Source organism: Acidovorax soli, from assembly GCF_900107605.1.
GTDB lineage: Bacteria > Pseudomonadota > Gammaproteobacteria > Burkholderiales > Burkholderiaceae_C > Acidovorax > Acidovorax soli.
Genome location: NZ_FNQJ01000020.1, coordinates 63443 through 73377, shown reverse-complemented (window position 1 = coordinate 73377; position 9935 = coordinate 63443). Strand labels below are relative to the sequence as shown.

Below are 9935 nucleotides of genomic sequence, written 5' to 3'. Positions count from 1 at the left end.
GCCTTGTCCGCCGCTGCGGTTGTCTTCGTCTTGCGTGGCATTCATGCTCCTTGTTGACATGCTATGCCTCACACACAAACTTTCTGACAGGCTCGGCAGAACAGCGGCGATGTCCACTTTGCTCAGGACAAAGGGCAAGTGTGGGTGTTTTCAACGCACTAGCGCTCACAGCGCCGTGAAGCCTCCCAGCTTCCTGCACAACCGTTCACCGCTCGTCAGCGGTTGACGCCCCGTAAATGGTTGCGCGACCCCAAGCTCGCTTGGTAGCTTGGGCTATGACACCATTCAAACACCTGATCCCAACGCGCGGTTCTATCCCGCGCTCGCGTGAGCACTCCGCGCATCACCCGTCTTTTTTCGAGGGGGTCGTATGCTAGGACTTCTGCTTCACCTTCTCTCCGAATCTGACGCGCCCCCTGTTGAGAGGCGCTACCAGTACGTTCGGGCCATTCACCGCCAGACATTGACATCGCTGGCACGCGCACGACAAGACCCCAGAACCCATCCCCGGATGCTGATAGCGCTGGAACGCGCTGCTGATGATTTCGAGGAGGAGTTGCGTCGCCTCGAACCCTTGCGGCTTCACCACCGACCAAGCGCCTATGACCCGTCGCACACCGAATCGAAGTGCGGAGAGGGGCGTCTATGAGTGCATTGAGCTACCACGTTCAGCACATGCCGGACCCAGCGTTTTGGCGGGCGCTGGCTGACCACCCCAAGCCACATGGTCAGTACCCATGTCCGTTGACGCTGGGGTCTCGCATCGCTTTCGTGTTCGCACCTTTCAACACCCAAGAAGGCTATGCGGATTTCGGGAATCCGAAGAAGTGCATGCACTTGGTGGTGCCTTCCACCCCTGCACCCATTACGTCCATGGGGTACTTGTTCGGGCCACCCACAGGCATGAGTCGCCGGATGTTCGTGGCCTTCTTTTATCGCTCCAACGAGGCAGTTCTGGCCGAGTGCAGTCCGATCGTGATGCTGCACAAGCCACTGGGACTGCGCTTGCAAAGTGGTGCGGTGTACACCGATTTCAGCGTGGCCTCAGCGGTTCTGAAAGGGGATGACGCACCCATCAATCTTCTCTATGCCAGCCCATCAAACCCGGATTTGAGCTTGGTGATCAGGGAAGAAGCGGACCTCGCAGGCAAGTCGAATCTGAACATTCAGTTGAAGGTGCCGATGCTGGCGTCGATGACGGTGAACCCACCAGCGCAAGCGCGATTGCCGATTTGAGGGAGCCGGATGACTTCGACAACCGACTCCCAATCGTTCGACCCGATGCCAGCACTGGTCTGGAACCTCGTTTGCCGCATGTTGGGTCCGATCTACACCGAAACCCAACCCCATTCCGTTTCGGTCTTTGACTGGTCACAAGCGGTGTGGGACCAAGCGCTGGACATTGCGCGTGAGCACAGGCCACTGCCCCAGGTACGCCCCCCTCGCAATCGCGGACTGCTCGACAAACCGCAGCCCTCACCGCACTCCCCTGATGTTGGAGCGTTCGAGCTATGAGCACGTTCACTCCGTTTTTCTTCCCCCTCCCACGACATGAAGCCCATGGCTTACCTCGTGCACCGGTCCTGTTTCCTCCTGCTGCCGCGCAGCAGGGCTCCACCTACCCATTCAACGAAAGGCAATTCCATGAAACGCACCACATCCAAGTCCCCGAAAGAACGGACTACACCCCGATCAGCCGATCCCGACAATGCCACTCCACCCAAGCGCTCGGTGGAAGACGTCAACAACCAGCTTTACCAAGAAGCTGCACAGCGCATCCTCCAAGCCATTGAGGCTGGCACCTCGATCTGGCAAAAGCCCTGGATTGCTCCATCCAGTCATCGCCGGCCGTTCAACGCACACACGGGTCTGAACTATCTGGGCATGAACCGCGTGTTGCTGATGACCGAGATGATGGCGAACGGTTGGACCGACACCCGGTTCATGACGTACAAGCAGGTACAAGCCTTGGCACAGGACATGAAACGCTCGGGCACACCCGACGATGAGTTGCCCTATGTGAGAAAGGGTGCGCAGTCGATCACCATCTACAAGGTGGGCAGGCAAGAAATTAAGCGGCCTCGGGTGGATAGCTCTGGCAAACCCGTTCTGGATCCAGCAGGCCAACCCATTGTGGACAAGGCACTGGGGCGCACGTTTTTGCAGACGTACCGGGTTTTCAACGCCAACAACATCGCCAATCTGCCGCCGCTACCGGAGGTCGAACGCAAACCCACTTGGGAAGTGCATGCAGAGATCGAGGCACTCGTCAAAAAGCTGGGGGTGCCGGTCACCTACGAGCCAATAGGCCAGGCGTTCTATCAACCAGGTCTGGACCGCATCACGGTTCCTGAACGTTCGCAGTACAAAGACACTGTCAAAGATGGAGTGGTGGTGTATTCAGCGGCAGCCAAGCATTACTCTGTGTTGTTGCACGAGTGCTGTCATGCAACGGGGCATGAGTCGCGCCTTAACCGCGTGATGTTGGGAGCTATGGGCTCCCCTGAAAGAGCGCGAGAAGAGCTCACTGCGGAAACGGCCTCCGCGTTCCTGATGTGCTCCTACAACATGGAGTCTGATGAGGTCATCAATCAGCACGCCAGCTATTTGGAAAGCTGGGCCAAGCTCATCAAGGACGACCCACGGGCGCTGTTTCAGGCGTTCTCAGCTGCTGAGAAAGCTGCGGACTGGTTCATGCAACGGCATGAAAAACAGTTAGCTGAGGCACCACAAGTCACCCCTCAGCCTGCGCCCACATTGGTTCAAGGCTTGGGAATGCCACAGCAGCAAGTTGACGGGATCGGCCAAGGAGTGGTGGCGGTGGCTCAGATGCCGTCATCGGCTATCAGGATCAACGGGCTTCGACCGGCTGGGGAGTTGCTGGATGCGGCGGTCGCTGGCCTGAATCCCGGCAGCATGGGGCTGACTTAGAAAAGCAGCTTGATCAGTCCTGGCTCGGTAAACTCAGATGTCCGCAACGATTCCCGGTTGGCCTGTACCAACTGCCGAGGACTTGCCTTGATCACTCAAGATTTTTCATGCTCAAAGTCATCAGTGCCAATCTCAACGGCATACGTTCTGCCTCAACCAAAGGTTTTTTCGATTGGCTGCCCCAGCAAAACGCCGATCTTGTCGGGGTACAAGAGGTCAAGGCGCAACATGACTCAGTTGTGGGGGCGTTCGACCAAATTGATGCACTGCGCGGTTGGTTTCACTTTGCACAGAAGAAGGGCTATTCAGGTGTCGGGTTGTATTCTCGTCATGAGCCAAGTGACGTGAAGGCGGGTATCGGTATGCCCGAGTTTGACGATGAAGGTCGATGGATAGAACTTCGGTTCGACAAGCCTGGGCGCGCGTTCAGCGTCATCAGCTGCTACTTTCCAAGCGGGTCGAGCGGGGACGAGCGGCAAGCGGTCAAGTACCGTTTTTTGGATGCTATGGCGACTCATCTCGCACAGCTCAAAGCAGAGCGAGAGTTCATCTTGGTGGGCGACGTGAACATTGCCCACAAGGAAGCGGATCTCAAAAACTGGCGCAGCAACCAGAAGAACAGCGGCTTCCTACCCGAGGAACGGGCTTGGATGACGAAGTTGCTTGAAGGTGGCGTCAGTGATGTCTATCGAGCCCTGCACCCAACAACGACAGACGAGTGCTACACGTGGTGGAGCAATCGGGGACAGGCATACGCCAAAAATGTTGGGTGGAGAATCGACTATCACTTGGCGACGGAGCGAATCGCAGCACTAGCTCGGACTGCCGCCATCTACAAGGACCAAAAGTTTTCAGATCATGCGCCTTTGACCGTTGAGTACGACTTCGCCCTGTAAGATGAATCAAAGGATGTGGGTTTTTTGCACCAGCATCTACCACCTGGCCACCCCCGCACTGGCGGCTCTCGCACGCACCGAGCACATCTACAAGAACGAAAAATTCTCGGACCATGCGCCCATCACCGTGGATTACGACTTCACGCTCTGACGGCCGCCCTCGCCCTCTCTCCCTGCAGACCACCCCATGACAGCAACGCCCGAAACGATTGTCACCACGCCAACCCCGTGCTTTACCCCTCCGGATACGGATGCTCTGTGGAAACTGGTCACCACCCCCCATCCGGTGGTGGGAAAGGCGCGCCACCTGGGTGAAGCCCTTTTGCAGGCCGGCATCATCAGCGAACAGACGCTGCTGGCAGGCCTGCAGACCCAGAAAGCCGAACAGGAAATAGGCATCCGACGCCAGGTGGGCCAGATCCTGGTGGACCGCGGCGACGTGACACAAGACCAGTTGAAGCACGTGATTGACAGCTGGCTGGGCGAATACATGGTGAACCCCGCCCACCTGACGCCGGATGCCATCTCGCTGGCGCTGGTGCCCCGTGCGGTGGCCGAGCGCGAATCGGTGCTGCCCTTGCTGGCCCGCGAGGACGCGCTGGTGCTGCTGATGGCCGACCCTTGCGACCGCGTACTGCTTGACGAGCTGCGCTTTCTGACCCAGCGGCGCCTGATTCCGCTGCAGGCAGCGCCCGGCACCCTGGTGCCTGCCATCGCCAAGGCCTACAGCGTGCACCCGCAGACCCAGCGGGGTTCGCCCACCGGGGCGGGTGCGCACCACAGCCCTGCCGCTGCCTCTCGCGCCACGTCCCAGGAACTGGCCGTCAACCTCACTTCCACAGCCCCCGACAACGAGGCCGAGGCGGCCGACGTGATCAGCGAGTCGGACAACACCCTGGTGCGACTCATCAACTCGGTGATTGACGAAGCCATCAGCCACCGCGCCTCCGACATCCACATCGAAACCGAACCCGCCCCGCAGAACGTGCGCGTGCGCCTGCGCATCGACGGCGATCTGACACCCTACCTCGAACTCCCGGCACGCTTCCGGTTTGCCATGGTGGCCCGCATCAAGATCATGGCCAACATGGACATCTCGGAGCACCGCAAGCCGCAGGACGGGAAGATCGACTTCTCGCGTTTTGGCGGGCCGCCGGTCGAGTTGCGCGTGGTCACCGTGCCCACTTCGCGCGGGCTCGAAGACGTGGTGCTGCGCCTGCTGGCCGGTGCCAAGCCCCTGCCGCTGGAAGCCATCGGCCTGAGCCCCTCCAACCTGGTGGCCATGCGCGACGTGATGAAGAAAAGCTATGGCCTGGTGCTGGTGTGCGGCCCCACGGGCTGCGGCAAGACCACCACGCTGCATTCGGTGGTGCGCGACATCAACACCGCCGGGCGCAAGATCTGGACAGCCGAGGACCCGATCGAAATCACCCAGAGCGGCCTGCGCCAGGTGCAGGTGAATCCCCGCATCGGCTGGACCTTTGCGGCCGCCATGCGCACCTTCCTGCGCGCCGACCCCGACGTGATCATGATCGGCGAAATGCGCGACGAGGAAACCGCGCGCATCGCCATCGAAGCCTCGCTCACGGGGCACCTGGTGCTGTCCACGCTGCACACCAACTCGGCCCCAGAAAGCATTGCGCGCTTGCTGGAGATTGGCCTGGACCCCTTCAACTTCTCCGACTCGCTGCTGGCCATCCTCGCGCAGCGCCTGGTGCGGCGCCTGTGCACGGCCTGCCGCGAACCCCATGTGGCCGACGAGGAAACCCTGCTGGGCCTGGCCTCGCAATACCTTGCCAGCGGCGCCAGCAATACCCAGGAGGCACGCAGCGCCCAGGAGGCACGCAGCGCCCAGGTGGCGCGTTGGCGCCAGCAGCATGGCGATGCCTCGGGATCCGTGCGCCTGTGGCGCGCGGTTGGCTGCAAGGAGTGCGAGCACCACGGCTACCACGGCCGGCTGGGCATCCACGAGCTGATGCTCAGCGACGACCCCATCCGCCAGCACATCCGCCATCGCGCACCCGCCTCCGACATCCGCCATGCAGCCCTGGCGGCCGGCATGCTCACCCTGCGCCAGGACGGCATCGAAAAGGTGCTGCAGGGCCTGACCGACATGGCCGAAGTGGTGGCGGCCACCAACCTGTGACAGGATCAATGCCTAATTAGCGGCCAGCGCTGATGCGGCAAGCACCAAAAGCTATATAAGCAATAGCATCCACCGCGCATCCGAGCCGGGTCGGCGCTACGGTTCCCTGGTGCTGGCCCCGGCAGTTCCGGCAGGTTGCCAGACGAACTGGTAATGCGCCGGCGGCACGCCCGGCCGCACCTTGTGGAACGGCAGGCGGATTGACTGCATGGCCAGCGCCGGCCTGCCCGCACTCGCGCCGGCCCACCAGCCTGGTTCCAGCCGATCTTCGCGCGAAATCAGCAGCCAGCCCTGGCCTGCCGTTCGCGCGCGCGCCAGGTGGCTGGCGATACAGGTGGCGACGTTCTTGCTCGACGTGCAGGCATTCACAGGGGCCCGGGGGAATCGGGTCAGCAGCGCGCCCGCCAACATGTGGTCGGCAGCGATGATGGGGCTGACACTGTCGTAGCCCGCCTGCCGCAGCGCGTTGCCCAGTTCCACCACCGGATGGTTGAGTTCGTCCGGGTGGCCGCGCAGGCCGGTGACCCAGGGACGCAGCCCCGCAGCCAAAAGAAAGATAAGCGCGATGAAGACGACAGCAGCGCTGTAGCGGCCAGCACGCGGGTGGTGCTGCAGCTCCGGCCGCGCTGCGAAAACCGCCAGCGGTACCATGCACAACAGCGGCAGCACCCAGCGCCCCTCAAAGTGGGTCACGCCCGCCGCCAGCACCATGCCCAGCAGGACCAGCAGGGCCAAAAGGACATAGCGCACAAAGATCTGCTGCGCCCAGGGTGCCACAGGCATCAGCGGCCGGCGCCAACAGGCCGAGCGGAACACCGCCAGCGCGACCAGCGCCCACAGCGCCAGCATGCCCACGATGGCGATCAGCAAGTCAAGCAGCCCCCGGCCCAAAGCCGGCTGGATTTCCATCTTGGCCAGGGTGCCCGCCGTGGCCTCCTGCAGGTGCGAGGCCAGCCAGATCGCATGCGGCAAGACCACCAGTCCACCCACGATCAGCACCCACCACCAGCCGCGCGCAAACAATGCCCGTCGGGCCTGCGGCACTGAAAGCGCCGCCACCAGCATGACACCGATGACCAGGGCAAAGCTGTACTTGGCCAGCAGGCCCACCCCGCACACCAGCCCCAGCAAGGCAAAGTCCACCGACCTGGACCGCTTGACGATGCGCAGCAGCAGCCACCAGGCGCCGCAGGCCATGGCGGTCACCAGGATGGAGTGCGTCTGGTCGCGGACAGAATCCCAGCCCAGGGCGGGAAACAGCAGCATGCTGGCCGAAGCCCACCACGCACCGCGCTGACCGAGCAATTCGCGCCCTGCCAGCCACATCAGCGTGTAGGTCAGCGCCAGCAGCGTGTGCTTGAGCAGCGACAGCGCCAGCACGGACGGGCCGAACACCTGGTTGGTCAGCCATTGCAGCCAGGTATAGAGCGGCGGCTGGGCACCATAGCCCAGGGCGAGCTCCCGCGACCACAGCATCTGTTCGGCCTCGTCCCATTTCAATGCGGGCGACACCGCCACCCGCACCACGACATGCGCCAGTGCAATCGCCAGCAGCCAGGCCAGCGGATGCGCCATCAGGGATCGCAAAGACAACGGGGTGCGGGGCACTGCAGAAACGTTCATGTTCTCGGGGGCTGGACATTGCGCCGCCAGGACCGGCTGCCGGCGCGGGTGGCGGCAGTGCAGGGCACAATCGCGGCATTATCCCTCTCCAGCCGCAGTTGCCCATGAATACCGCCCGAACCGCGACACCCGATGTTTCCATCGTGGTGCCGATCTACAACGAGTTCGATAACCTGACAGACCTGGTGGAGCGCATCGCCCAGGCCATGGCGCAGCAGGCGCTGACGTTCGAACTGTTGACGGTGGACGATGGTTCCACGGATGGCAGTGTGGACAAACTGCGTGAGCTGGCTGCCACGCGCGCCTGGCTGCGGCCCGTTTTTCTGGCGCGCAACTATGGCCAGTCCAGCGCGCTGCAGGCCGGCTTTGACCGCGTGCGCGGCCGCTATGTGGTCACGCTGGACGCCGACCTGCAAAACGAGCCCGACGACATTCCGCTGCTGCTGCAGCGGCTGGAGACCGACCACCGCGTGGACATGGTGTCCGGCTGGCGCAAGGACCGGCAAGACGCCGAGCTCTCGCGCAAGCTGCCTTCGCGCATCGCCAACTGGCTGATCTCGCGCTCCACCGGCGTGTACCTGCACGACTACGGCTGCGCGCTCAAGGCCTACCGCCGCCCGATCATCGACCGCATTCGCCTGTACGGGGAACTGCACCGTTTCATCCCGTCGCTGGCCAAGGAAGCCGGTGCGCGCATCACCGAAGTGCCGGTGCGCCACCATGCGCGCACCCGCGGCGTGTCGAAGTACGGCATCGACCGCACCTTCCGCGTCATTCTGGACCTGGTCCTGATCGTGTTCTTCATGCGCTACCGCCAGCGCCCGCTGCACGCGTTTGGCGGACTGGGCCTGTGGCTGATCGCACCGGGTTCGCTGATCCTGCTGTGGCTGCTGGTGGAAAAGTTCATGGGCCATGCCATCGGCGGCCGGCCGCTGCTGCTGGCAGGCATGGTGCTGGTGCTGGTGGGCGCGCAGCTGGTTGTCGCCGGACTGATCGGTGAGATGCTGATGCGCATCTACCACGAGGCCGGCAACAAGCCGCAGTTCCACGCCGAAGAGTACCAGGCAGATACGGCTGCCGCGCCCGTACAGCCAGCGCCAGCAGTTACCGAAATAGTCGCTTGAAATCGTCCCGCAAAATCCTGCTGCGCGCCCTTCTGGGGCTTGCGCTGCTGGGCGCGGTGCTGGCACTGGCCGACCCGCGCCGGGTGCTGGCCAGCCTGGGGCAGGCCCATCCGGGCTGGCTGCTGACAGGGTTCGCCGCCGCGATCGCCTCCAACCTCGTTTCAGCGTTGCGCTGGCGGGCGCTGGCGCGCTGGCTGGGGGCGGACATGGGCATGCGCGACGCCATTCGGTGGTACTTCCAGGCCATCGGCCTCAATGCGCTGCTGCCGGGTGCGGTGGTGGGTGGCGATCTGTACCGCGCCGTGGTGCTGCGCCGCACGGGGCAGGACGCAGTGGCCTCCAGCTGGTCGGTGGTGCTCGATCGCGTGAGCGGCCTGTGGATGCTGTGCGCCATTGGCGGACTGGGCGCAGCCGCCAGCGTCGGCACGCTGGGCGCGGCACTGGGGCTTTCACCCGCACTGCTGCGGGGCATGGCACTGTGCGGCACGGCGCTCTGGCTGGTGCTGCCCTGGTGCCTGCCGGCACTGCTGCGGCATGGCGCCGGCTGGAGATGGCTGGCGCCGTTGCGGACAGCGGCGGTGCGCCCGGATTTTCAGTGCCAGCTCGGCAGGCAGGCCCTGGCTTCGGGAGCCGTCCAGGTGCTGTCGGCGGCGGCACTGGCCGCGGGCGGGCTGGCGCTCGGCATACAGCTGCCGCCTGCTGCATGGGCCTGGGCCATCGCCCCCGTGTTCCTGATGGCGGCGCTCCCCGTGAGCGTGGGCGGCTGGGGCACCCGCGAGGCGGCAGCGGTCGCCGCGCTGGCGCCGTTTGGTGTGGCGGTCCCTGCCGCCGTGGGCGCCGCGATGCTGTACGGCGTTTATGGCCTGGTGCAAGGTGCGCTGGGTGCACTGGCGTTCGGCCTGCCGTCGCGCGGCCAAACGGTCGCGGCGATCGACCCGGCGCAAGACGGCCACGGAAACTGAGGTACTGCCGCCGCCTCAGCGCCCCAGCGCCTTGGCGCTGACGCCGGCAATGCCCCAGTTCTCCTTGGGAACATCGTGGATCCACACGCGCACGTTGGCCGGCGGCGCACCCACGGCATCCACGAGGGCCTGGGTCACCTTCTCGATGACGGCCTTCTTCTGCTCTTCGGTGCGGCCTTCGATCATGTAAATCTGGGCAAATGGCATGGGGATGTCCTTGGAATTCTCAAAGCATGGGCTGGGTTCATTGCCG

9 protein-coding genes are annotated in these 9935 nt (G+C 63.5%); 7 read left to right on the top strand and 2 right to left on the bottom strand.

Features of this window, described 5'->3' with window-relative positions; all coding sequences use genetic code 11:
* The first annotated feature begins 645 nt into the window (after positions 1 to 645).
* The 5 genes from BLW02_RS13320 to BLW02_RS13305 all read left to right on the top strand — a co-directional run bounded on the left by BLW02_RS13320 (position 646) and on the right by BLW02_RS13305 (position 5973).
* Positions 646 to 1236: a hypothetical protein gene (locus BLW02_RS13320; RefSeq protein WP_092699332.1), complete on the top strand. Its 591-nt coding sequence runs from the start codon at positions 646 to 648 to the stop codon at positions 1234 to 1236.
* 408 nt (positions 1237 to 1644) lie between these two features.
* On the top strand, positions 1645 to 2931 hold the full coding sequence (locus BLW02_RS13315) for an ArdC family protein (RefSeq protein WP_159433788.1): 1287 nt from the start codon (positions 1645 to 1647) through the stop codon (positions 2929 to 2931).
* A gap of 107 nt (positions 2932 to 3038) precedes the next feature.
* Positions 3039 to 3827: an exodeoxyribonuclease III gene (locus tag BLW02_RS13310; RefSeq protein ID WP_092699328.1), complete on the top strand. Its 789-nt coding sequence runs from the start codon at positions 3039 to 3041 to the stop codon at positions 3825 to 3827.
* Between the two features lie 13 nt (positions 3828 to 3840).
* Positions 3841 to 3978: a hypothetical protein gene (locus tag BLW02_RS19710; protein ID WP_425285661.1), complete on the top strand. Its 138-nt coding sequence runs from the start codon at positions 3841 to 3843 to the stop codon at positions 3976 to 3978.
* A gap of 36 nt (positions 3979 to 4014) precedes the next feature.
* Positions 4015 to 5973 carry a GspE/PulE family protein gene (locus tag BLW02_RS13305; protein WP_244273695.1) on the top strand — a complete coding sequence of 653 codons (1959 nt, stop codon included), beginning with the start codon at positions 4015 to 4017 and terminating at the stop codon, positions 5971 to 5973.
* 96 nt (positions 5974 to 6069) lie between these two features.
* Here BLW02_RS13305 and BLW02_RS13300 read toward each other — a convergent pair whose 3' ends face one another.
* Entirely contained in the window at positions 6070 to 7596 is a 1527-nt protein-coding gene (locus tag BLW02_RS13300) for an ArnT family glycosyltransferase (protein ID WP_244273694.1), read from the bottom strand.
* Positions 7597 to 7700: 104 nt separating this feature from the next.
* Between BLW02_RS13300 and BLW02_RS13295 the strand changes: the two genes are divergently transcribed.
* Complete coding sequence (locus BLW02_RS13295) at positions 7701 to 8720, top strand: glycosyltransferase family 2 protein (protein WP_092699324.1); 1020 nt, start codon at positions 7701 to 7703, stop codon at positions 8718 to 8720.
* A complete protein-coding gene (locus BLW02_RS13290) occupies positions 8717 to 9682 on the top strand; it encodes a lysylphosphatidylglycerol synthase transmembrane domain-containing protein (protein ID WP_092699322.1) in 966 nt (321 codons plus the stop codon). Before BLW02_RS13295 ends, BLW02_RS13290 begins: the two co-directional genes overlap by 4 nt.
* 15 nt (positions 9683 to 9697) lie before the next feature.
* Here the strand turns inward: BLW02_RS13290 and BLW02_RS13285 are convergent, their stop codons facing one another.
* On the bottom strand, positions 9698 to 9889 hold the full coding sequence (locus tag BLW02_RS13285; RefSeq protein ID WP_026434975.1) for a 2-hydroxymuconate tautomerase: 192 nt from the start codon (positions 9887 to 9889) through the stop codon (positions 9698 to 9700).
* Positions 9890 to 9935 lie beyond the last annotated feature (46 nt).